This window comes from Pseudovibrio ascidiaceicola (genome assembly GCF_900114245.1).
In the GTDB taxonomy this organism is placed as follows: domain Bacteria; phylum Pseudomonadota; class Alphaproteobacteria; order Rhizobiales; family Stappiaceae; genus Pseudovibrio; species Pseudovibrio ascidiaceicola.
In genome coordinates this window covers 140774-165339 of the sequence record NZ_FOSK01000011.1, presented here as the reverse complement: position 1 = coordinate 165339, position 24566 = coordinate 140774, and the positions used below count along the sequence as shown (strand labels likewise).

The following is a 24566-nucleotide window of genomic DNA, read 5'->3' as shown; positions in this document are numbered from 1 at the left end:
ATCCGGCCTTTCAAGTGGACGCAGGGCGTGCCTGCGCAAGTTCTCTGGTCGTTTTTTCCAATCGCAACGCCAATACACGCATAATCTCGAGTGAAACTTTCGGAAACTCTGCGATGAGCTTCAAAAAATCGTCTTTTGATATTGCCAAAATGTGAGTTGTCCCCACTGACCGTAAGGTCGCTGTTCTTGGGACATCACACAGGATCGCAATTTCGCCAATGATGGCATATTGACCGACCCGTGCAACCTCATTTTCATCAACAAACACAGCAACTTCACCGGAAAGGACAACAAATGCACTGTCACCATCATCTCCCTGATGGCACAAATGCTCTCCATCCTGAAACTCCATGCGATCACTGATGAACGCAAGAAGACGCAGTTTGCTTGGTTCCAACCCCTGAAAGAGAGGGACTCGGCTTAAAGCTTGGACTTCTGCATCAATAGTCACATTTCACTCCCAATAACTTGATGAGCATAGCTGAAGTTCTCCCAGCAAACTGTGTTACAGCTCACATCATCTCGCCTTTGTTTCACCATAGTTCCCAAGACTATCTTTCGATAACCCTCCCATTTTCTAGGTGAACCGTCGTAGAAAACTCCTCAGCAACGCTTTCATTACTTACTCCAAACATGAGAATTTTATCAGACATGAGCTTCCTGAGGTCTTCGCGCAGGGTCTTATCCGTTTCGCTCACGCTGTTTGCAGTCTCATCCAGAACGTAGATGTGCGCATTTTTCAACAGAGCACGAACCAAACAGATCAATCTGCGCTGATGGGAGGATAACTTCGCCCCAGCAACGCCCACCTGATAGTCAAAGGCAGCACGGCGGATTGGGCCGATCAGGTCTCGCTCTCGCACAAGCTCTTGCAGGACTTGTTGTATTTTCTGTCGGGCATCTCTGCGATCCAACCTTGCATGACCGAAGACCAGATTGTCCTCGATGCTCAGCGTGGTGAGATAGGTGTCTGGATCGAAGAACTCGAACCGCTCATTGTCTCTGCCCACTGTTTCCATGAATTTTGCTCGCGCTGCGACGACCTTATCGCGCATATCATCATCCAGAACACCAAGACGGTGTTTGGCAGGGATGAGTTTGAGTGCCAATGCAATCAAACGAGCCCGGTCTACATCTTTGAGCCGTTTACGCCGCTGTTCGCCTTTTTGCTCATTCACTATGCGGGCGAATTCCGGCAGATCCTCACGGCTAATGAAGGAGTACCTGTTCAACAACTCACTGTCTGCACTCACATCAGCAAACAGCTCGACCATGGTCTTCGCAATTTGCAGTCCGATGTCCGTCAGGAGAACATCGAAGCCGGTCTCTTTTAGAAAAGCTGAAATCTGCGGGTCATTCGGGACATGCTCAATGGTCATGAAGTGTTCTTTGGGGCTAGCAAAGAACAGGTTTTGCGCCAAATTGGCGGACATGTTGAATTTTTCTGGGTCCCAGAACTCGACGAGGTTCTGGAGTTTCACATCATTCTGGATTTTCTCACGCAAAGCTTTGCGCGCCTCAACCAGTTTGGGCATGAGGCCGCCATTGAGTTCTTCTGTCTCGGTTGGGTTTATAACTGTCTCGACACCCAAAAGATAAAGATCACGCGAGAAACCTGCGAGTTTACAAAGCTCGAGGGCCTTGTCTTCCAACTCCTGCATGGAACCGGCATCGGCCAACTCGTAATCTTCCCAACGCGCTTTCAAATCAAAATATGGGTTTAGCGTCATTGCAGCTTCTTTCAACTGGCGCTGCCGCTTTCTCAAATCACTGCCTTCGTACTCGACCTTTTCCTGAGGTCGGTGACGCAACCCATAGAACAGATTATCACGAATTGTCCCAGTCCAGACATGCAAGTGTCCACCAACATAAGCGATCTGCCGGCCTAGCGTGGACTCCGACATGTTCTCAAAACTGGTTTGGTTGACGCTGACCGACCCTGACGTGGGGCTCAGCAATCCAGCTGCCATCTGCAATAGTTCAGCACGCCCAGAACCGTCCACACCAGATATGGCTAGTGGTTTACCCGGTTCAACCTTAAGTGAAACGCCATGTACTTCCTGCCCGGTCCCTACTCCTGAAAGCCCGAGTTTGTCTAATGTGAGAGGGCCTTTGAGTACCAGAGATTCATCATCAAGCAGGCGTTGTTTGTCGTAAAGATCAGGTGGATCGAAGTTCTCAACCACCGTCTGGTATTTGACTGAAACATCCGCCGTCATCTGGTAGTAGGCCAACAGCTCTTTCCATGGACCTGCCAGATCCTTGTAGGCTGCAATCACCGCGATCAGCGCACCGATGCTGAGCTGTCCTTTGATGACCAGATAGCCACCGATAAAGTAGAAGAAAAACGGCGTCAGTTGGTTCATGAAGTTATTGACGAACTTGATGAAATACTTGCGATTGTAGATATCAAAGCGGATGCGGAAGTTCCGATAAAGCCTATCTGAGAGGTCTGCCGAGTGCCACGCCGAGGTGTCGTTGCTATGAATCTCGGAGATACCGGAGATGCTCTCTCCAACCTTGTCAGCGATCACGCGCACATTCTTCACACGCTGGCGAGACAGGCGAACCACCTTCTGCTGAAGCTTGGGAATGATGTATCCCTGCACCGGGTAAAGGGAGATTGCGGCCAGCCCAAGCAGCGGGTCCTGCATGAAAATAAAGCCGACCTGAACGACTAGCATGCCGCCCTGATAGGCAGGCAAAGCGAAGGCCTCGCCAACAAAACCACCAACATCCTCGACCTCGGCGGTAATCATTGGTATGATCTCGCCGGAGCTGACCTTCTTAAAGTGAGGCAGGCGGAAGCGAAGTACGCGCTGAAACAGCTCAAACCGCAACTGGCGTAGCATCCTCTCACCCAGTCTACCCTTGTAGACATTGAGGTAGAGTTTGATGCAGTTGCTAACAACAACAAGAACCAAAAACAAAATACACAGCACCGCCAGATACTGAATCTGCCCGAGTTGCACTCCGAAAAGTTCTACTGGGAAATTGCTACCCTGAATTGCTTCATTGGTAATTGTCTTAGGTAGATCCAGCAGGATGTAACTCACCGGATAGGACAATATGGTGACTAGAAGAATCGCCACTTGATAGCGGGATGAGTTCTTCCAGATGAATTGGAAAAGCGATTTTTCCATGTCCACTCCGATTAAGCTCAGATCAGGCTAACCCAAACTAAGGCGATGCGATTTACGCTCTAACTGACGCAAGGGAATCTTACGCTTCAAGATCTTAAAAAACGGCATAAACCCGCCAGATCCCTTGGATTTATGGGGGTACTACTTTGGCGTTTAAACGCAACAAAGCAGGTTTGACCGTTGATTGGTGGCCCTCCTCCGCCAAACTGATCTGATGCTGAGGTTTATGCGCAGCAGATGGAATAAGAAGCGCATGACGGTAATGACGCCAAAAATTCTGATTTATAGCCATGACACCTTTGGATTGGGCCATCTGCGGCGGTGCCGCACAATCGCACAATCTTTGGTTGGCTCCTTCCCGGAAATGTCCGTCCTCATCCTTTCAGGATCTCCCATCATTGGTAGTTTTGAGTTTCGCTCTCGGGTCGACTTTGTCCGTATTCCGGGCGTGATCAAACTACGCAGTGGTGAATACACTTCGCTGTCGCTACAGCTTGATATCAACGAGACGATCGCCATCCGATCTTCGATCATCGAGCACACAGCCAAGGTGTTTAAGCCTGACATCTTCATCGTCGATAAGGAGCCACTTGGGCTGCGCGGCGAAGTTTTGCCTTCGCTTCAATACCTCAAGGGGCAAAAAACGCGGCTGGTTTTGGGTCTTCGTGACGTGATGGATGACCCGCACGTTCTGAAGGAGGAGTGGCTTCGCAAACGCGCCTACCCTGCCCTTAATGATCTTTATGATGAGATCTGGGTTTACGGCCCTTCAGTGATGAACAATCCATTGGATGGGCTTGGCTTTGACCAGTCTGTGATTGAAAAGACACTCTTTACTGGCTACCTGCGCCGGTCAATGCCAAGTTCAGCTCAGGATTTCACAGCGCCCTTTGATGGTGCCCCTTATGTATTGGTGACCCCGGGCGGTGGCGGTGACGGTGTTGAGCTTGTCGATTGGGTCATACGGGCCTATGAGGCACGTTTGCGCCCCTTATTCCCAGCTCTCATTGTCCTTGGCCCCTTCATGAGCAAGGCAGATGTGGAAGCGTTTTCAACGCGTGCATCTCATTTACGGGATGTTGAGATCCTGCGATTTACCCCCGAAATTGAACCTTACATGGCCAATGCAACTGCAGTGATCGGCATGGGGGGATACAACACGTTTTGCGAGATCCTCTCCTTTGATAATCCAGCCCTTCTGGTTCCACGTGTGGTGCCACGCAGAGAGCAGGCTATTCGAGCAGAGCAAGCCCAGCGACTGGGCCTTGCGCAGATGCTTCCGATTGACTCATACCCAAGTGTTGAGCTGATGGTGAAAGCATTGGCGAACCTTCCGTTTATCGCACCGCCATCTCACGCCCATTCAGAAAACTATCTGGGCGGATTGGATATTATCAATCTGCGAACTGCTGAGATTCTTGGCATGCGTGAGCAGCAGCTATCACAACGTCTTGGTTCACGTGGCGATGTCAAACTCACATATAATGCGGGGTAACGATGGAAGCTGGACGCATTGCTGTGGTTGTTAAAGGGTATCCCCGTCTTTCCGAGACCTTTATTGCCCAAGAGATTTATGGCCTACAGGAGCGTGGGATAGGTCAGCTCATTGTTGCGCTGCGTCACCCTTATGATCCCTATGTGCATGACGTCCACGAAAAGATCACTTCCGATGTGCTTTACCTTACCGAGTATCTCAAGGATGATCCTCCTCGTGTCCAGAAAGCTATGGCATGGGCGAAAAAACAACCGACATACGCATCCGCCAGAGCATGCTTTGAGAACGATCTGAAACACAAAAAAAATGCTGAACGCTTCCGCCGATGGGGGCAAGCTTGCGTGATGGCTCATGAGTTGCCAGAGGATGTGATTTGGATACACACGCACTACCTCCACAGTCCTTGCACGGTTGCACGCTATGCAGCTTTGCTTTCTGATCGTCGCTGGTCGTTTTCCGCCCATGCAAAAGACATATGGACCACGGAGCGATGGGAGCTTGAGGCAAAACTTACTGATGCTGCCTGGGGAGTAACCTGCACCAAAGCAAACCTTGTTTATCTGCGTTCACTTTGCAAGGAACCTGACAAAATCAGTCTTGTTTATCATGGTCTCGATTTTTGCGGATTTCCTGAGGCTCCCCGTCCTGCCACGTTACGGGATGGAACAGGAGCAGATGGCGTTCGGATTATCTCCGTCGGGCGACTGGTAGACAAGAAGGGTTATGACAACTTGCTGCACGCTTTCAGCAAACTTCCAAAGGACCTGAACTGGCACTTCACCCACATTGGTGGAGGTGAGCTGTCATGTTCACTCAAGGACCTTGGTGTGCAACTTGGTTTGGATGACCGTATATCGTGGCTGGGAGCCCAACCGAGGAAGCTGGTGTTGGAAGAGATGGGAAACGCCGATATTTTCGCTCTTGCCTGCCGTGTCTCAAAGTCAGGTGACCGGGACGGTCTACCGAACGTGGTGATGGAAGCACAAGCTATGGCGTTGCCGTGTATTTCAACAGAGGTATCTGCTCTTCCTGAGATCATTGAAAGTAATGAAACTGGCCTTCTTTGCCCTGCTGAAGACATCTCAGCCTTATCAGAGGCACTGCAGCTTCTGATCACACACCCTTCTGAGCGAGAGCGCATTGGAACCAATGCATTTGAAAGCGTTCATCGCCGGTTCAGTGCCTCGCCCGGTTTGGATTTTCTGGAGGAGAAGTTCTCGAGAAGTTTGGAGCCCTGCTGATGAAAGTCGCCTTTACAGCGCCCATGAAGCCTATTGACCACCCTGTGCCTTCGGGAGACCGAACCATGGGGCGATTGATCGTACGAGCATTGCATTTGGCGGGGCACGAGGTTGAGATTGCCTCCACTTTTCGCAGCTGGCGCGCTGAAGGTGGTGAGGACGTGACACGCGACGTGAAAGAGCTTGCGCTTGCAGAGGCGAAAGCAATCGCCGAGCGCTGGATTGAACACAGTGACGTGCCCGATGTATTTCTCACGTATCATCTCTATCACAAGGCACCTGATTGGATTGGGCCCTATCTCTGCGCCAAGTTCAACATTCCTTATGTGGTCGTGGAAGCCAGCCGTGCGCCCAAACGACAGGCAGGCAATTGGGCTCTTGGGTTCAATGCAGCTGATGCAGCTCTTGCTCAGGCCAGCCAAGTCGTCGCTCTGACGAAATCTGATGCTCAATGCCTGAAGGAAGTCTTGAATGAAGACGTTCTCACGGTTTTGCCTCCGTTTTTGGAGACGGCAAAATTTGAAGTCAGTCACAGTGTCACCAAGGGCTCGGCTGATGGAAAGATCCGACTGCTTTGCGCAGGCATGATGCGTGAAGGAGACAAGCAGTTTTCGTACATGGTGCTAGCTGCTGCTCTCAAGCAAATTGCTGATCTGCCATGGCGACTGACCATTGCCGGAGACGGACCGGCACGAGGCGAGATTGAACCGCTGTTTGATCGGGAACGCACCGAGTTTGTCGGGCTTATTCCATGGCAGGAAATGCCGCGTCTCTATCGGTCTCACGACATTTTTGTTTGGCCTGCCATTCGTGAGGCCTTCGGCTTTGTGTTTCTGGAAGCTCAATCCTGCGGTCTACCGGTGGTTGGCGGGCGGGTGTTTGGTGTGCCTGACATCGTGGAGGAAGGCACCAGTGGATTGCTTTCAGATGAAGGCGACGCCTCTGCTTTGGCTCAGAACCTAATGTCTCTCATAAAAAACACACACAAGCGCGAGAATATGGGCCTTGCAGCCATAGAGAACATTCACAAAAACCATAGTCTTGAAGCTGGAGCAAGAGGGCTGGACAGGGTGCTCAATGCTGCTCTTGAACATCACCAGTTTAAGCGGAGAGTTCACGGAGGCCGATGATGAAAGCCTTCATCCATGTTCAGCATTTGCTTGGCTCGGGCCATATCGTTCGGGCTGTGGCGCTCGCCAAGGCGCTGGTTCGTCAAGGCATTGCAGTGACACTGGCAACTGGGAACCGTATTCCTGACACGCTTAATTGCGATGGCCTTTCTGTTGTCCGGTTACCTGCTGTGCGTGCTGCCAGCGCGAAGTTTGATGTTTTGCTGGACGAACATAATAACCCGATTGATGAAGCCTGGTGGGAAAAGCGCATCACGGCTACGCTTTCTGCTTTTTCCTCCGAGCATTTTGACCTGCTGATCACGGAAACCTACCCGTTTGGGCGCAGGATGTTTGCAGCTGAGATGACGCGTCTTCTTGAGTGCGCTGGTAGCAAGCTCACCCCACCGTGGGTCGTTTGCTCCGTGCGTGATATTCTGGTGCGCAAGGACGAGCTTTGGAAAGAAGAATGGATGGCTTCACAAGCCTCTGCCTTTTATGACCGGATCCTTGTCCATTCAGACCCGCAACTCATTACGTTTGACGAGAGTTTTCCATTCTCCAACAAGGTGAACTCACATATCCGCTACACGGGTTACATCAGTGATGACCGTACAACATCTGCAACGTCAACTGACGGGGTGGACGAAATTATCGTTTCATGTGGAGGTGGGGCTGTCGGTTCTGCTTTGTTACGGGCCGCGCTTTCTGCTCCCAACCATATGTCGCCCAACATCAGTCACCGGTGGCGCGTGCTCGTTGGACAGGACGTTCCCGACGCTGAGTTCCGCCAGCTTTCCAAACACTCCTCATCACAGCTCATTATTGAGCGAGCTCGCAAAGACTTCCCCGCGCTTCTAAAGAACGCCAAACTTTCCATTTCTCAAGCTGGTTACAACACGGTTGTCGATATTCTACGCGCAGGCATTCCATCCGTTCTTGTTCCTTTTGCGCAAGAAGCTGAGACCGAACAGACACAACGCGCACTCAGCCTTATGAAACATCATCGAGCCGTCGCCGTTCCCGAAAAAGTGCTTAGTGCTAATACGCTTGCACAAGCAGCACAAAAAGCACTCTCCCTTCCCGCCCCAGATTTACATGTGGCACTCAATGGGGCGGAGATTTCAGCTCAGGTGCTGGCCGCAGATCTTGGCATGGAAACGCCGATGGATCACGCGCTCGGAATTATCTGGGAAAGGAACGTTTCTCGTGATCTCTAGTTCTGCCCCTGTCATTAAGTCTGTTCCGGAGACAGGATATATTGCTGGCAACGATCAAGAGGCATTTGAACAGCACCTCAGCCAGCACCTCAATTGGTTCGAAGAGCGCGGCCTTACAGTGAAGTTCTGGTGGCGGGATGATGACGCTGTTTCGCCAACACCTGCACTTGAAGAGCTACTTGCGTTCTCTGGCCAGTTCGGTATTCCGCTTTCGCTTGCCGTTATTCCAAAATTTGCGACAGAAGCACTCGCCCAGCGTCTTGTCACGGCGCAAGAGGTTCATATCGTTCATCATGGTTGGCAACACAAGAATTATCAGATGAAATCGTACGGCGAGAAGGCCAGTGAGTTTGGGTGGCGACGAACATCAAAAGAGATGGCAAAAGAATTAGCAGAAGGTCGGGTGATCCTACAAAATTTATTTGGAAAGCACTTTGTGCCTTTATTTGTGCCTCCGTGGAACCGGATTGCACCGCGTGCAGTGCAACTTCTCAGGCAACAAGGAGACTACGGATTATCCGCATTCACCTGGATCAATCATTTTCGCCTTCCACGTCTCCAAAGCCATATCGACATCATTAAATGGAAGAAAAACAAGCGCTTTATCGGTTGGGATGCAGCTCGTAGACGGCTAGACCTGCAGCTTTGCCGACGGCGAACCAATACAAGTGAGCCGATTGGATTACTGACACATCACCTTGACCACGGTGAGGGGTGCTCTGAATTTTTGGAGGTATTTTTCAAGCTCACCTCTGCTCACCCCGCAGTTAGGTGGCTTAGTTCTCAAGACCTTCTGGATGAGGCAAAACGCGATTTTACTTTGGCTAACGGACAGGTCTGACGAGCCGGAGTTTCCAACCGACATTCTTTGAACATGACTTCAGCTCCAAATCATCTAGCACCTTCCAGTGGTCAGATTTGTCTGTTTCACTCCAAACCTTCTGGATAGATCTGTTTGCTCCCGATTTTTCTCGTGCAGGTGTGTACATGGAGATTGCGATAACGCCATTGTCTTCAAGAAATTTTGCGTAACGGTTGAGCTGTAACTCTGGTTCCTCGCAGAAATAGAGCACTTCATTGAAGACAATTGCTGAAAATTTATCCGCCGTTTTAACGTTGAAACTCTCAAGGTCAGACTGCACAAGCTGCACACATTCCTCTGCCACATTAGCGTTGCCTAGAGCAATTTCTGAGAGGTCTACACCACAGTATCGTTGCAGGCCTGATGATTTGAGATAGTGATACAAAATTGCTTCACCACAGCCGACATCAAGTACTGCCCGCGTGGTTCCTGTCTGCCCTAGCCACGCGGAGAGGATTCCGTAGCGAGCTGCTTCTTTGATATCATTCAGAAAATGCCAACGGCCTGCCTCGTACTGACGATCCCAATCATCTGAGAGTTCTTCCATTATCTGTGAAACTCCAGCTACTTGTAAGGATCAGCTGCATCGCGCAGCCCGTCGCCCATGAAGTTGAAGGCAAGCACGACAATGATGATCGGAATAACCGGCGCCATCAACCACGGATAAATGGTAACGACAGAAATATTCTGAGCTTCATTGAGAAGAACACCCCATGAGACCGCAGGCCTTCTCAATCCAAGATTCAAGAAAGAAAGTGCCGTTTCACCGAGTATCATCGCAGGTACAGAAAGCGTTGCAGAAGCAACCAGATGGCTTGTAAAGCCGGGGAGCAGATGTTTGACAATAATACGACTAGGGCTAGCACCCATGAGCGCCGCGGCCTTGGCATATTCTTCTTCTCGCAGTGAGAGCAATTTTGATCTGACAGCACGCGCTAAGCCCGGCCAGTCCAGCAGACCCAGAATGACGGTCAGGCCAAAGTAAATCCAAACCGGCGACCATGTTATCGGCAAGGCCGCAGACAGAGCCATCCAGAGCGGGAGTTCTGGCAGCGAGCGCATAATTTCTATAACGCGTTGAATTGAGCTATCGATCCACCCACCGAAGAAGCCAGCAAGTCCGCCCAACAAGACGCCAAGCACCATGGATATGCTTACTCCGACAAGGCCAATTGTAAGAGACAGCCGTGCTCCATAGACGAGCCCAGAGTATTGATCTCGCCCCAATCTGTCCGTTCCTGCGATGAAAAGCGTGCCGTCTTTCGCGGGGCAAATGACGTGAAAGCTTGCGGGAAACAGCCCCCAGAACTTGTAGGGTTCTCCTTTACAGAAGAACCGGATTTTTTGGACTTTTGTGGTGTCTGTCTCATAGACCCACTTCAGATTTTCCAGATCAACTGAAGGATTTAGGCCATACACAAAGGGTCCTACCAGTTTGCCTTCATGGAACAGGTGGATGGCTTGTGGTGGGGCAAAGAGGAAGTCTACGTTTCGTTTTGCCACCGGATACGGTGCAATGATTTCGGCAAAAGGGACGCACAAGTAGAAAAAGAAGAGGATGATCGCGGAGAGAACTGCCAGTTTGTGCTTGCGGAATTTCCACCAGATGATCTTCCATTGAGGAGCCTGATAATATCTCTCTTGCTCTCGGGTTAGTATCTCAACATCTTTAGGATCAAAGCCCTTAGGGTTGACGTAGTGCTCTGCTTTGTCCTCTCCACGTTCGCCCGGGCTCATTGTCTCGCCCCTTCTTTTCCAAGGCGAATTCGTGGATCCAGATAACCAAGCAAGACATCAGAGACCAACATGCCAATCAATGTGAGGATGGAGACGAAGAGGAGAATAAACCCTGCAAGAAACTGGTCCTGCGATTGAAGCGCCCCAAGAAGGACAGGACCGACAGTGGGAAGATTGAGAACGACAGAAACAATAACCGAACCTGACACAAGCGAAGGGATAAGGTTGCCTATATCTGCGATGAAGGGGTTGAGTGCGACACGAAGGGGGTATTTGACGAGGAGTTTGCTTTCTCGCATTCCTTTGGAACGGGCAGTGGTGACGTATTGCTTGTAGATTTCGTCCAATAGATTGGCGCGTAGTCGACGGATCATCGCAGCAGTGCCAGATGTTCCGATGACGATCACCGGAACAATCAAATGCGCCACAATAGACAGAACTTTGCCACCACTCATGGGCTCGCCGATGTAGTGCTCCTCCATGATGCCGCCTACCGTCAGCCCGAACCAACTGTTCGCCAGGTACATTAAAACCAATGCCAAGAGGAAGTTCGGGGTTGCGAGGCCGAGATACCCAATAAGCGTAAAGGTGTAATCTCCGACCGAATACTGGTGCGTTGCGGAGTAAATGCCGATGGGAAAGGCAACACAGTAAATAAAAAGGACTGTGGCCAGATTGAGCGCTACTGTGAGCGGTAATGTTGGACCGACCACTTCGCCAACTGGTTGGTCATACTCAAAGGACCATCCCCAATTGCCCTGAATTAACCCATCAAATCCATTGGGTCCGGGCCAGAGCCCTACCCATATGCCGTAGCGTTCCACAAATGGCCGATCGAGAGCAAACTCTTTGCGCAGAAACTCCAATCTGCCAATGGAAGCACTTTCTCCGGTTGAGCGGAGCATGGAGATCTGATTGGAGATATAGTCCCCTTCTGGCAATTCGATGATGAAAAAAATCAGGAAACTGATGGCAGCAAGCGTTGGTATCATCACCAACAGTCGCCGCAGGATGTAATTGAGCACCCGCTTCCCTTTCTTTTCTCACACCACTCGTGGGAGAAGTCTAAAGGAGCTCTCTTGGCTTTCTCTGAGAAAATCTAATCAGGTTTGAGAAGCCCTATTAGTCCGCGCTTAAGGCAAGTGAGAAAATCAACGAGACAGATCATCTTCATCAGGCAAGAGGTCTTCAAAGAAGAAGAGATCCATACGGTGGATGCCGAACTGTGCTCCAGGATCCCAACCATAAATGCCCATTTCAGGTACGTTCAATAATCCTTTAACAACAACCGGGTGTCGGACTGCGTTAACCAGACCAATATGAATTGTCTCATCCGCGTGGATCTGCAAGATTTGCTCCCAGATCATGTCTCGTTCTTCAAAACTACTGCTCACCAGCCATTGGTCGAAGAGCTCCACCAAGCGGATTGCTGGGGGCCAGTCAGGTTTCACACCTGCATGGCCGTCACTTTCATAATAATTGCCCCAGGGAGCCCATGAGAGAAAGTCTTCACGCGTGGGAGCATAGTCTATAGGCGGCATATCTGCTGTTGGCACGCCATTTTCAAAACCGGACCAAACCGACATCATTAAAGCGCCAGAAAGGGCACGGGCCCGGATCGTATCGCGCTGGCTTGGTCGGATGAAGGCAGAGACGCCGATCTCCTTCCATGTTTCGGCGACAAGTTCCAGCGCATCATCCTGTTCAGTACTCTCACCTGTGATTTCAATGATGAGTTGCAGTGGGCGCCCGTCTTCCAACAAGCGAACGCCGTCTCCTCGTCTGTCTGTCAGTCCGATATCATCCAGCAACTGGTTGGCAAGATCTGGATTAAACTCCGCCCAGGCCGTTTGAAAATCTGGCTGATACAGCGGAGAAATGTTGAGAACAGTGTCGTTGCCCGCTCGACCTAAACCAAAATAGAGCACTTTGTTTATGAGTTCGCGATCAATGCCCAATGAAAGCGCGTGGCGAAATCTACGATCTTGCATGAGTTTGCGCCATGCCGGGTCTTTAACACTGAGATTAGGCAGGATCGAAATCTCAGAGCCTTTTGAGTTGAGCCAAAGTCGCGTGTCGTAATCCTGTGTTTGCTCACCGCGTTTAAGCACGGAAATATCAGAGAAGCCTAGTCCACGCGCTTGCAGATCACTCTCGCCTGCCAGCGTTTTTGCTGGGATGAGTTTTCCATCGACCACATCCATAATGATGCGGTCGATGTAAGGAAGTTGCTGGCCTGCACTGTCTACCCGGTGAAAAAACGGATTTCGTTCCATGACTGCTCGGCGGTCACCCGAGGTGTTACGTGGCACCCATGGCTGTAATGTAGGAATATGCGGATTGGATGCCCCGTACATGTCGTCCATACGGTTGAATAAAGGTGCCCACCCACGCACTTTCTCGATACGGGCAATCTGGCGGATAAACTCCGGGTTTCCGTATTCTTCATGGAACTGCTTCATATAGGCCGCTGGCCGGTAAATGAACGGCGGGCGCGCTTTTGCAAGTTCCTGTAAAAACAAAGGGTTTGGCTCATGCCACTCAAAGCGAACTGTGGTCTCATCGATAACTGAGAACTCGGGGCCTTCTCCATCCACCAACATGAACCCCGGCAGACCGATGGGGTTAAGTTCCTCATTTAAGGCAACATCTTCAAACCAGAACCTAAAATCTTCTGAATTGAAGGAACTGCCGTCAGACCATTTATGGCCTTCACGCAGATTTAGAGTGAAGACCTTATCGTAGTGATTATCTACGCTTTCCAAGATATCTGGATTTAGCTCGAGATTTTCATTGTACCCGACCAGCCGTGCATAACCCCACACATTGATCAGGCGAACGTCTTTAGGCCGTGAGATAAGCGTATGCAGCGCACCGCCCTGCACGCCGATTACACGGCCAATATCATCGGGGTACGTCACCAGTGGTTCTTTGGGCACACGATCCACCACGGATGGCAGGCCCGGTGGAATCCCCGGTGTTTCCTTGAGGATCAGAGCCATCGAGGCAGTGGGTACTGCTAGGCTGATAAACATGATCGTGGAAGTAAGGAGGCTAAGTCTTGTCATATGTGGCTGCCTCCCAAACCAACAATATCACGCATGCTCTCCATACCCGGAGCACACACCCAATGGTCTGTTTCTATTTCAACCAAATATGGAACGGTCGTGTAGCGCATCCGGTAGGGTGACGGCCATTGTGTCGGGTCTGAGCTTGCCGTTCCTGCCAGAGAAGAGAAATCCAGTTTGTGATCTAATGAGGGTTCCGGTACCGCTTTGAGGAGTGCGCGCGTATAGGGGTGAATGGGATTGTCTATGATCTGCCGCGTTGGTCCGACTTCAACAACCTTGCCTTTGCACATGACTGCAACGCGATCGGAAATGTAGTCAACCACAGCAAGGTTGTGGCTGACGAAAACATAAGTGAGGCCCAGCTCGTCTTTCAGGTCTTTGAGCAGGTTCAGGATCTGTGCCTGTACAGACACATCAAGCGCTGATGTCGGCTCATCGCAAATCAAGAACTCCGGGTTTAGCGCCAGCGCTCTTGCAATCCCAATACGTTGACGTTGACCACCGGAGAAGGAGTGTGGGTAGCGGCGTAGATACCTCGGCGACAGGCCAACGAGGTCGATCAGCTCTCGAATACGGGCGCCCTGACTCAAACTGTCGCCCATTCGATGTATGACGAGTGGTTCCTGCAAGATCTCGTTGAGTGTTCGGCGTGGGTTTAGCGAAGAGAACGGGTCTTGAAAAATAATTTGAGCCTTCTTACGGTATTGGAATAGCTCTTTTTCAGAGAAGCCCTGAATGTCGCGTGGTCCATCCTCTGTGGTGTAGGAGATCTTGCCACGTGTCAGAGGAAAGGCTCGCAGCATTGCAAGAGACGCAGTGGTCTTTCCGGAACCAGACTCTCCAACAATGCCAAGGCATTCACCTCTGCGGACCGTCAAAGATACGTTGTCGAGCGCTGTTGTCATACCTCTGCGTTTTTTGCCACGCAGGTTCTTGAATGTGAAGTTCTTACAAACTCCCTCAAGCTCTATGAGGGCTGTTCCTCGAAACGCATGTGTCTTACCAACCGGTTGTGGCTGCAAATCGGAGTGATGAGTGCGTGGTTTGATTGGGCGGATTGGAACAAGACGCTCATCCGGTTCCATGGAAAGCGATGGAACCGCGTTGAGCAGAGCCTTCAGATAAGGATGTTGCGGGGTTAGGAAAAGGTCTTCAACACTGCCTTTTTCCATGACCTCACCGTTGTAAACCACGACAACTTCATCGGCCATGTTTGTGACCACACCAAAGTCATGCGTGATCATAAGCAGCGTCATGTTCAGCTCGGCCTGCACTTCCTTTATCAGCTTCAGAATTTCGGCCTGAATGGTGACATCTAATGCAGTGGTCGGTTCATCTGCGATAAGAAGTGTGGGCCGGCAGATCATCGCCATTGCGATGAGTGCCCGTTGCCGTAAGCCGCCAGAGAGCTCAAATGGATAAGCACGGATTGCTCGCTCAGGCTCAGGAAAATGAACCAAACGAAGCATATCCTTGGTCAGTTCCTGCGCTTCTTTTGATCCAACAAAGCGGTGGAGTTTTGCCGCTTCGCTGATCTGATCTCCAATCGTGTGCAGCGGAGAGAGCGAGACCATTGGCTCTTGAAAGATCATCGCAATCTGATCACCACGAATAGCACGCATGGCAGGCCCAGCTGGAGGCAGCTTTGCAATATCTATTTGCTCACCGTTTTTACGATTGTCTCGGAACAAGATCTGCCCGGCAGTGATACGAGATTTTGCAGGAAGTATACCCATCACTGCTCTGGAAATCACGGTCTTACCAGACCCTGACTCACCTACCAAAGCGACGCACTTGTTTTCCGGGACACTAAAAGACACATCGCGGACAACTTGGTGATGCCCTTCATCTCCATGAAACTCTACTGACAACCCTTTGACGTCAAGCAGGTTCACGTGCGTCCCTTCCTCACTGATCTGTTGCTAGTGCACGCGAGAAAACCTTTCGCGGCTTCCACACTAGAACAGGGCTTTCTTTCAATGAGGTTGGGTTACGCAGCACACTTAAATTAAACTAGAAGACAATGCCGGGATTCTTAGTCGTCGCATATGGTCGAGTTGAGCTGCCAAACCTCGACCTTACCCTTCCGGCCACGAATATCATGGCTTCCACGATGGGTTACATTTTCTGGTCTGCCCGCTTTCTCGACAGTTTCACCACTCAACACCACACATGCTCCTTTAACGGAGGAGATGGTGCCGCCAAGGCCTTGCAGGCGACTGCACACATTCACGGCATCGCCAACAATGGTGTAATTCCAACGCTCTACGGCCCCCACATTGCCAACAATTACTGGGCCTGTGTGAATGGCAATCCGAACGTTCAAAGCATTCTCGGGCGCAGCTTCATTGGCCTGCTGGATAGCTCTGACCATATCTTCTGCAGCCGAGATCGCACGTCGGGCATGGTCTTCCATCTCATTTGGAGCACCCCAGAAAGCGAGCATCCCATCACCGACAAATTTATCGACTGTACCCTGATGAGCTTCGACAGCAGATACCAGCAATTTGAAGTGGTCATTAAGCAGACCAGCGACTTCACCTGCGCTTCTATGTTCGGAGATCGACGTGAAGCCTTCGATGTCCGTAAACAGGATTGTCAGTTCAGCTTCTTTCGCTTTGGCCGCCCGGTCGATGCCCATAGCCATCAATTTAGAATAGAGCGACTTCGGGATATACCTACTCATCGCCTGCAAGCCACTGGTGCTGGCATTCATTGCGGACGTGATCTGATCCACTTCACGAATGTGACTGCGCGGCAACGGTTCGAGATGCTCAAACTCCAGAGCACCGAACTTTTGAGCGCGTGCAGCGATACCTTTCAACGGAGAGGATAAACGCCGCGCAAAGAAGATCGCGACAAGTGCGGACAGGAATACAACAGCTACGCCTGCAAAGACCGAATTGATCAGGCGAGTGAATTCATCATAGCGCGAGTTTGCCAGCTGGTATTCCCCGACGTAGTAGACTTCACCATCCGGTGAAACAAGCTTTTGTGAGACAAGAACATACATGTCCTCACCGTCATAAATCAGATGCAGTTCCACGCCACGTTTGCGCGCACGCTGGCTAAAAGGCTGAGCTTTACTCCCCTCGAACTTAGCAAGAACGGGATCCCCAAATTCTTCAACATGAGCCAGGAGATTGTGTTGCTGTAGCTCATTGGTTGGTGAGGAGTATGCGAGCACTCGATTTTTGTCGGTCAGGATAAATCGAGTGACATCCTCTTCGCCAATTTCATTTCCAAGACCATCCTCATTCGAAGAGGCGAGGACCGAGCCAACTCCCTTCATCGTGATGATTGCGGAAACGTAGCCGATCGTCTCTCCATCGAACTCAATTGCGCTTGTGGCCGTCGCAAAAGGATCTTCACCAGATGCGTAGAAGTCCCCCCAGAATGGGTCTTCATCGGTTTGCGCATCAATGCTTTGCATTTTGGAGAATTCAAACAGATCTTGTTCTGGGTGGAATGAGACCAGATCTTGCCGATTTTCGGCGTGACGTAAGCCCCAGACAGTTCCGTTGGGCAATGACAACACCAAGCCTTCGACACTTTTTACGCCGAACAAAACACCGCGAAAAGTCTGGCGTGCACGAAAGATCGCATTTTGCGCTGTTGGCTGTTCTTCCGCATAAACTTTGATTGCGTGTACCGAGGAGAATGCCGGAGTCATGTAGGCACCTAAGGCGTTGTTGATTGCCTCGGTGGACATAATCGAAGCTTTTTCGATAAGGCTCCGGGTATTCTTCAGGTTGGTATGAACCGACATGTACAGCACAATACCGCCGCACAACGTCACTACAGTCACGAAGGTCAAACTCACTAGCCATGTCAGTGATAGCTTGTAATAGCATCGCCGAATGCCGATTGCTTTACGTCTGATCCTATTCCAAAGCTTCAAACCGTGACCCACCTGTGTGAGGAATGCCAGCCCGTTAAACCACTCCCCGGACCGAGGGTCAAACTGCCTTCCTGCACATGGTGTCGCTAGTCTTTATTCTACTGCTTCTTTGCCTAATTCTCTCAATATCTCATTTCTATGTTCATCGAGAGCTGGTGCACCCTTCTCTAGTTTCAGCTTAGAATTAGTAAATTGAATTGGCGTGCGCACATAGGTTTGCTCGCCTTGATCCTTAGAGGTTGTTGGCAAGTTGACCTTTATTTGCCGATGTTCAATTTGAGGATCCTGTAAAACATCGCCAACTGTATTGATCGGACCTGCCGGAACGCCACGTTCTTCCATTTTTGACAGGAGTTCATCTCGGTTGAAGTTCAGAACCAGTGCCTGAAGCTTTTCTGTTAATTCTTCACGGTGCTTCACCCGAGATGGGTTGGTGGCATAACGTTCGTCCTCAGATAGTTCTTCCTGCCCGAGAATCCTGCAGAAGTTCGCAAACTGGGTGTCGTTGCCAACTGCCACAATGAGATGACCGTCTTTCACTTCGAAGACCTGATATGGAACAATGTTTGGATGAGCATTCCCCATACGGCTGGGGACATTGCCGCTGCTCAGATAATTCATCGCTTGATTGGCTAAAACACCGACCTGAGCATCCAGCAAAGCCATGTCGATCCATTCACCTTCACCGGTCAGATCACGACGGCGCAGAGCTGCCTGAATACCGATGACGCCGTAAAGACCCGTGAAGATATCGGCGAATGCAACACCTACTTTTTGTGGCTCGCCGCCTTTAGAGCCAGTCAGGTCCATAATTCCACCCATGCCCTGGATCATGAAATCGTACCCTGCACGGTGGGCATACGGACCATCCTGACCAAACCCAGTCACAGAACAATAGATCAGCTTTGGATTGATCTTCTTGAGACTGTCATAGTCAAGGCCGAACTTGGCCAATCCGCCAACCTTGAAGTTTTCGATCAGCACGTCACTTTGGCGTACCAGATCATAAATCAGTTCAAGGTCTTCCCGCTTTGAAAAGTCGGCTGCAATGGATCGCTTACCACGGTTACAAGCGTGGAAGTAGGCCGCACTTTTGCTGCCACCTTCCTCCTCAATAAACGGAGGGCCCCAGGTTCGGGTATCGTCACCGCGCGGGCTTTCTACCTTGATGACATCCGCCCCCAAATCTGCGAGGGTTTGTCCAATCCATGGGCCTGCCAGAATACGCGCCAGTTCCAATACTTTTATGTTTTCCAGGGGAGCCGTCACGGAAGCAACCTCAGCTTTTTGTATAGATCGGTTTCAAGAGCCCAGTGCTACCTGTTTTTTCGGGATAGTGCTTACGAGGATCTGTCATGACCTCCTTCCAGTCCTTCCCTTGCTTGATAATTTGATTTTTGGGTGCAAAAGTGATGAGGTTTTCATTCCCTGTATTTGACCGGAACCGTTTTCAACGGTACCGCCGATCTACATAAAAATTTGGAAGCGCTACGCCAAGGGGCGATAAAGCTGCTTCAACACCTCTTGGGAGAACCGGTATGCGCTCTGAGACAGCTCAGCTCATCAAACTGCAAGACTACAAAGAAACACCCTACGTCATTGAGAATGTTTCTCTGGTCTTCAAGCTTCAACCGGAAGCAACCGAGGTGATCTCCACCCTAACCCTCTCCAAACGCGAAGGCGCCGAAGCAGGAACTGCTCTTGAGCTTGATGGAGATGATCTCACACTTACTTCCGTCGCAATCGATGGTGCGGCTCTGGCGGAGAGTGACTATGAAGCCACCCCAAAGAAGTTGGTGGTTCATGCACCACCTGCTGATCGCTTCCAGTTGGAAGTTGTCACCAAGGTGAACCCAACCACAAATACCAAGCTGGAGGGGCTTTACCTTTCTCAGGGCATCTACTGCACTCAGTGTGAGGCAGAGGGTTTCCGCCGGATCACTTATTACTATGACCGCCCGGATGTGCTTTCCGTATTCACCACACGTATTGAAGCTGACAAAGCATCTAGTCCGATCTTGCTGGGTAATGGCAATCCGCAGGCCTCAGGTGACATTGAAGGAACTGATCGTCATTTTGCAGTGTGGCATGACCCGCACCCGAAGCCAGCTTATTTGTTTGCGCTCGTTGCTGGCGACCTTGCCTGCATTTCAGAGAAGTACACCACGGCTTCCGGTACACCAGTCGATCTGAACATCTTTGTCGAAAAGGGCAATGAGGAACGCGCAGACTGGTCCATGGACAGCTTGATCCGTTCAATGCGTTGGGACGAGAAAGTGTTTGGCCGCGAGTACGATTTGGATGTGTTCAATATTGTTGCTGTTTCTGCGTTTAACATGGGCGCGATGGAGAACAAGGGCCTCAACATCTTCAACGACAAATACATTCTGGCAGATAGCGACACAGCTACGGACTCAGACTATGAGGGTATTGAGACCGTTGTTGCCCACGAATACTTCCACAACTGGACTGGCAACCGCATCACATGCCGCGAATGGTTCCAGCTCTGCCTGAAGGAAGGCCTCACAGTATTCCGCGATCAGGAATTCTCTTCTGATGAACGTTCCCGCCCTGTGAAGCGCATTGCAGATGTGATCCGCTTGAAATCCCGCCAGTTTCCTGAGGATCAGGGGCCACTTTCACATCCAGTCCGCCCAACAGAATACAAAGAGATCAACAACTTCTATACAGCGACTGTCTATGACAAAGGCGCTGAACTTGTTCGTATGATCAAGACTATTCTTGGTGCGGACAACTTCAGAAAAGGGATGGACCTTTATTTCGAGCGACATGACGGAGATGCCTCAACCATTGAGGACTTCATCAAATGCTTTGAAGATGCCAACCAGATCGATTTATCTCATTTCAGCCTGTGGTACCACCAGTCCGGTACGCCAGTTGTGAAAGCAAAGGGCTCTTACGACGAGGCCGCAAAGACTTTCACTTTGGATCTTGAGCAGATTAATGCTCCAACACCTGGACAAGACCAAAAGAAACCATTCTTCATTCCTATTCGCTTTGGCCTGGTTGGCCCGAATGGGGACGATCTCGCTTATTCCAGTGCCGAAGGTGCTCAAGTCGATGGCGACTTGCTGTGCCTAAGCGACAACAAACAAACCGTTATCTTCCATGGTATTGGCAGTAGACCAGTTCCTTCCCTGCTGCGCGAGTTCTCTGCTCCAGTTAAATTGGAAACAGGCTTGCCCCGTGAAGATCAGATCTTCCTGATGCGCCACGACATCGACCCGTTCAATCGCTGGCAGGCCGCTCAGACGTTGATGACTGAGCTGCTTATTGAGCTGACCAACGGTTCAGAGCCGACAGGCAAGGACGCCTTTATTGAAGCGCTCGGTCACATGGCAGCGGATGAGAACCTTGATCATGCATTCCGTGGTTTTGGCCTGATGTTGCCTAGCGAGCAGGCAATCGCGCTTGAAATCGGCAAAGATGTCGACACAGATGCGATCGGCAATGCACGTGATGCGTTTTCCAAAGAGATCGGCGTTGCACTCTATGATACTTTCAAACGTATCTATGATGCATTGGAGATGCCTGCAACGTTTAGCCCGGATGCTCTATCTGCTGGGAAGCGTGCACTGAAGCTGCGTTGTTTGACTTACATAGCAGCAAGTGCAGGTGAAGGCAGCGCTGCTCTGGCTAAAGCGCATTTTGATGCTGCTGATAATATGACTGACCGGATCAGCGCCCTGAACTGTCTAGTTAAGTTCGAGCTGGCAGGAGCACAAGAAGCGATGGCTTCCTTTGAGGAACGCCACAACGGTACTGCTCTTGCCATGGATAAATGGCTGGGTGTTGCGGCTAGTGCACCAAGCAAAGACACCATTGGCGCCCTACGTACTCTTACAGAACACTCTGCATTTTCTTGGGATAATCCAAACCGTATCTATGCGCTTATTGGTGGCTTCCTGGGTGGCAATACAAGAGGTTTCCATGCAGCTGATGGCTCAGGATATGATTATCTTGCTGACATCACGTTGCAATTGGACAAGACTAACCCTCAGGTTGCTTCCAGAATGGTCAAAAGCTTTGGCACCTGGAAGAATATGAATGCAGATCGCAGAGTAAAGGCAGAAGCCGCTTTAAAGCGAATTCTTGAAGCTGACCAGCAACTCTCTACTGACGTCAAAGAAATAGTTGAACTGTGCCTAGACTAAGACAGTCTACTTTGCATCCTACGAAGTCTCTGAGAGTCCTATGAAAATTAACGGCAGCAAAAAGTGCTGCCGTTAACCATTTTTTTGTGTCGAGACTCTGGACAAGTTGATTCGGATAGATTCAAATGAATGTGATTCGGGTGAATTGCAACCCGAGTTATTTACGGCGGAATCTGACACATGGGGGCATTCATGGCACGAGCCTTTGCGGGGGGCGCGACCGCTCGACGATTCTTGAGTTCGACCAAACGGACAGGCAAAAAAGACGCTCTGACCGGACATATTAAGTTGCTCGCTCAACCAGCCTACCAACGTCTCTTAACCACGGAACCAATGATGCGCAGAATTATTCCTGCTCTTTGCATCGTGTTCATTGCGTGTACCGCTATTTTCCGCGGACTTGAGATTGCTTACAATTATGAGAATGTCAGCCAAAAAGCTCAAGACGATCTCACACTTATTGCAACTGCCCTGACCGCCAGCATTGAAATTTCTGAGCAAGAAAAAGGCTCCGCCGGCCTGACTTCTGCTTTGCAGCGTGCACTTTCTGAGGCCCTTCCCCCGCGGGCCACCAGCCAAAGCCGCCAGATTCTATTGACTGATCCGAACGGCACCATTGTTGCCAGCGCTCCAACCCGTCCCAATATGGAAGGGCTGAAGATCACCAGTTTCCTCGGTGACACTCAGCCGATGACATTCTTTGGAAAGCGCGCTGGCGTTTTAACGCTCAATGAGGGCACCAAGGACGCAACCCGCGCAACGGTTCATCATTTACCTAACAAACTTGGCATGGTTGCTATCATGCAGCCAGAAAACGCGATCTTCTCCTCTTGGCGCGCTGAACTTTCCGCCAATGTCACGATCTTCGTCGCAACCTCCATGGTGCTGCTGGTCATCATCTACGCTTATTTTGCGCAGGCAACCCGAGCGCAGCAGGCAGATGGCATTTACTCGGCGACGCGCTCTCGCATAGACGCCGCCCTTAACCGTGGTCGCTGTGGTCTGTTTGACTGGGATCTTTCTCGTGGCCGCGTGTTCTGGTCCGCCTCGCTCTATGAGATGCTGGGCATGGATCCGCGCAATGATATTATGGGCTTTGCAGAAATCCAGTCGCTAACCCATGCGGATGACGTTGATCTGTATGATCTTGCAAAGAGCCTGCTGGACACCGGTAAGAGCAATGTGGATCGTCAATGGCGCATGCGTCACATTGACGGTTCCTGGGTCTGGCTACGTGTTCGCGCTGAAGTTCAAACCGATGCAGGCACCAACGAACCTCATCTGATCGGCATCTGTATGGATGTAACTGAGCAGAAGCGTTTGGCGGAACAGAGCCGTACCGCGGATCTACGCCTGCGTGATGCGATTGAAAACATCTCCGAGGCCTTTGTCTTGTGGGATGCTGACAACCATCTGGTGATGTGTAACTCCAACTACCGCAAGCTGCACCAGTTGCCAGACCATGTTGTACAGTCAGGTACGCCTTACGCCACTGTTATGTCCTCTGCGAGCCAACCGATTATTTCCGAGCCTGAGGAAGGCGACCACATCGACAGCGATATGGGGAGTTCCTACAAGGTTGAGATGGAGGGTGGCCGCTGGTTGCAGGTATCGGAACGCCGTACCAAAGATGGTGGCTTCGTTTCCGTTGGCACCGACATTACAGAACTGAAACGTAAAGAAGAGAAATTACTTGAGTCTGAGCGCGGTCATATGGCGACCATTGCCGACTTGCGTCAGTCTCGTCAGAAGCTTGAGCTACAGGCTCAACAGCTAGTCGAACTGACCGAAAAGTATGCAGATGAGAAAACCCGCGCGGAAGATGCAAACCAGGCAAAGTCTGAATTCCTTGCCAACATCTCCCACGAGTTGAGAACACCGCTGAACGCGATCATTGGCTTCTCTGAGATCATGGATCAAGGCATGTTTGGTGATCTTGGTTCTGACAAGTACAAAGAATACTGCAAGGACATTCATTCCTCCGGGAATTACCTGCTGAACGTGATCAACGACATTCTGGATATGTCCAAAATTGAAGCAGGCCGGATTGAATTGTCTGTCGAAGATGTTCAGATCCAGCAGATTGTTCAGGATGCAGCCCGGATTATCTCTGCAACTGCTGCTGAGAAAAACATCAAGGTTGTCAGCGAAAATCTGCCTCACATGCATCTGCAGGCTGACCGCCGCGCTGTTAAACAGATTTTGCTCAACTTGCTTGCAAACTCTATCAAATTTACACCAGACAATGGTGAGGTTCGGGTCTCTGCTCGTAAGGTTGGTGCCTTTGCAGAACTCAAGATCTCTGACAACGGAATCGGCATCTCCAAGAAAGATATCGACCGGCTTGCCAAGCCATTTGTTCAGGTGGAGAACCAGTTCACCAAGACGCACAAAGGTTCCGGTCTTGGTCTCGCGATTGCAAGATCTCTCAGCGAGCTGCATGGCGGATATATGGAAATCGCTTCCGAAGTTGGCACTGGCACCGAGGTGACAATCAAGCTGCCACTGAAAGCAAAGGGACGCGACAAGGGCCGCCTGACAGGCATCAACAATCTGAATGCTGCTTAACCGTTTACAGTCACAATATGCGGCTGGGCCAAAACCCAACCGCA

Annotated in this window: 16 protein-coding genes; 7 read left to right on the top strand and 9 right to left on the bottom strand. The window is 50.7% G+C overall.

What is annotated here, in order from left to right; translation table 11 throughout:
- Positions 1–10: 10 nt before the first annotated feature.
- Positions 11–451, bottom strand: a complete 441-nt coding sequence (locus BM231_RS19900) for a cyclic nucleotide-binding domain-containing protein (protein ID WP_181952087.1) — start codon at positions 449–451, stop codon at positions 11–13.
- A gap of 100 nt (positions 452–551) precedes the next feature.
- Positions 552–3143, bottom strand: coding sequence for an ABC transporter ATP-binding protein/permease (locus BM231_RS19895; RefSeq protein WP_093522109.1), 2592 nt, complete (start codon positions 3141–3143; stop codon positions 552–554).
- 253 nt (positions 3144–3396) lie between these two features.
- On the opposite strand from BM231_RS19895, the gene BM231_RS19890 reads away from it, so the two are divergent.
- The 5 genes from BM231_RS19890 to BM231_RS19870 are packed head-to-tail and all read left to right on the top strand — an operon-like array spanning position 3397 to position 9049.
- A complete protein-coding gene (locus BM231_RS19890) occupies positions 3397–4638 on the top strand; it encodes a glycosyltransferase family protein (protein ID WP_063312026.1) in 1242 nt (413 codons plus the stop codon).
- A gap of 2 nt (positions 4639–4640) precedes the next feature.
- Positions 4641–5879 carry a glycosyltransferase family 4 protein gene (locus BM231_RS19885; RefSeq protein WP_093522107.1) on the top strand — a complete coding sequence of 413 codons (1239 nt, stop codon included), beginning with the start codon at positions 4641–4643 and terminating at the stop codon, positions 5877–5879.
- On the top strand, positions 5879–7009 hold the full coding sequence (locus BM231_RS19880) for a glycosyltransferase family 4 protein (protein WP_093522105.1): 1131 nt from the start codon (positions 5879–5881) through the stop codon (positions 7007–7009). The genes BM231_RS19885 and BM231_RS19880 overlap by 1 nt, the downstream gene beginning before the upstream one ends.
- Entirely contained in the window at positions 7009–8208 is a 1200-nt protein-coding gene (locus tag BM231_RS19875) for a glycosyltransferase family protein (protein WP_093522191.1), read from the top strand. Before BM231_RS19880 ends, BM231_RS19875 begins: the two co-directional genes overlap by 1 nt.
- Positions 8198–9049, top strand: coding sequence for a polysaccharide deacetylase family protein (locus BM231_RS19870; protein WP_208860525.1), 852 nt, complete (start codon positions 8198–8200; stop codon positions 9047–9049). The genes BM231_RS19875 and BM231_RS19870 overlap by 11 nt, the downstream gene beginning before the upstream one ends.
- Here BM231_RS19870 and BM231_RS19865 read toward each other — a convergent pair.
- From BM231_RS19865 to BM231_RS19835, 7 genes are all read right to left on the bottom strand, one after another.
- Complete coding sequence (locus BM231_RS19865) at positions 9033–9617, bottom strand: class I SAM-dependent methyltransferase (RefSeq protein ID WP_093522101.1); 585 nt, start codon at positions 9615–9617, stop codon at positions 9033–9035. The two genes, BM231_RS19870 and BM231_RS19865, sit on opposite strands and share 17 nt — an antisense overlap.
- 17 nt (positions 9618–9634) lie before the next feature.
- Positions 9635–10807, bottom strand: coding sequence for an ABC transporter permease (locus BM231_RS19860; protein WP_063296305.1), 1173 nt, complete (start codon positions 10805–10807; stop codon positions 9635–9637).
- The gene (locus BM231_RS19855) at positions 10804–11832 is read right to left on the bottom strand and encodes an ABC transporter permease (RefSeq protein ID WP_093522099.1); all 1029 of its coding nucleotides are present in this window, start codon (positions 11830–11832) and stop codon (positions 10804–10806) included. Before BM231_RS19855 ends, BM231_RS19860 begins: the two co-directional genes overlap by 4 nt.
- A gap of 126 nt (positions 11833–11958) precedes the next feature.
- Positions 11959–13875, bottom strand: a complete 1917-nt coding sequence (locus BM231_RS19850; RefSeq protein ID WP_093522097.1) for an ABC transporter substrate-binding protein — start codon at positions 13873–13875, stop codon at positions 11959–11961.
- Entirely contained in the window at positions 13872–15773 is a 1902-nt protein-coding gene (locus tag BM231_RS19845; RefSeq protein WP_093522094.1) for an ABC transporter ATP-binding protein, read from the bottom strand. Before BM231_RS19845 ends, BM231_RS19850 begins: the two co-directional genes overlap by 4 nt.
- A 140-nt stretch (positions 15774–15913) precedes the next feature.
- Entirely contained in the window at positions 15914–17686 is a 1773-nt protein-coding gene (locus tag BM231_RS19840; RefSeq protein ID WP_208860524.1) for an adenylate/guanylate cyclase domain-containing protein, read from the bottom strand.
- 186 nt (positions 17687–17872) lie between these two features.
- Positions 17873–19048 carry a CaiB/BaiF CoA transferase family protein gene (locus BM231_RS19835; protein WP_093522090.1) on the bottom strand — a complete coding sequence of 392 codons (1176 nt, stop codon included), beginning with the start codon at positions 19046–19048 and terminating at the stop codon, positions 17873–17875.
- Between the two features lie 269 nt (positions 19049–19317).
- Here BM231_RS19835 and pepN point away from each other — a divergent pair, with 269 nt between their 5' ends.
- Both pepN and BM231_RS19825 read left to right on the top strand, forming a co-directional pair.
- Entirely contained in the window at positions 19318–21954 is a 2637-nt protein-coding gene (pepN, locus tag BM231_RS19830; protein WP_093522088.1) for an aminopeptidase N, read from the top strand.
- Between the two features lie 192 nt (positions 21955–22146).
- A complete protein-coding gene (locus tag BM231_RS19825) occupies positions 22147–24522 on the top strand; it encodes a PAS domain-containing sensor histidine kinase (protein ID WP_167550320.1) in 2376 nt (791 codons plus the stop codon).
- The last annotated feature ends 44 nt before the right edge of the window (positions 24523–24566 follow it).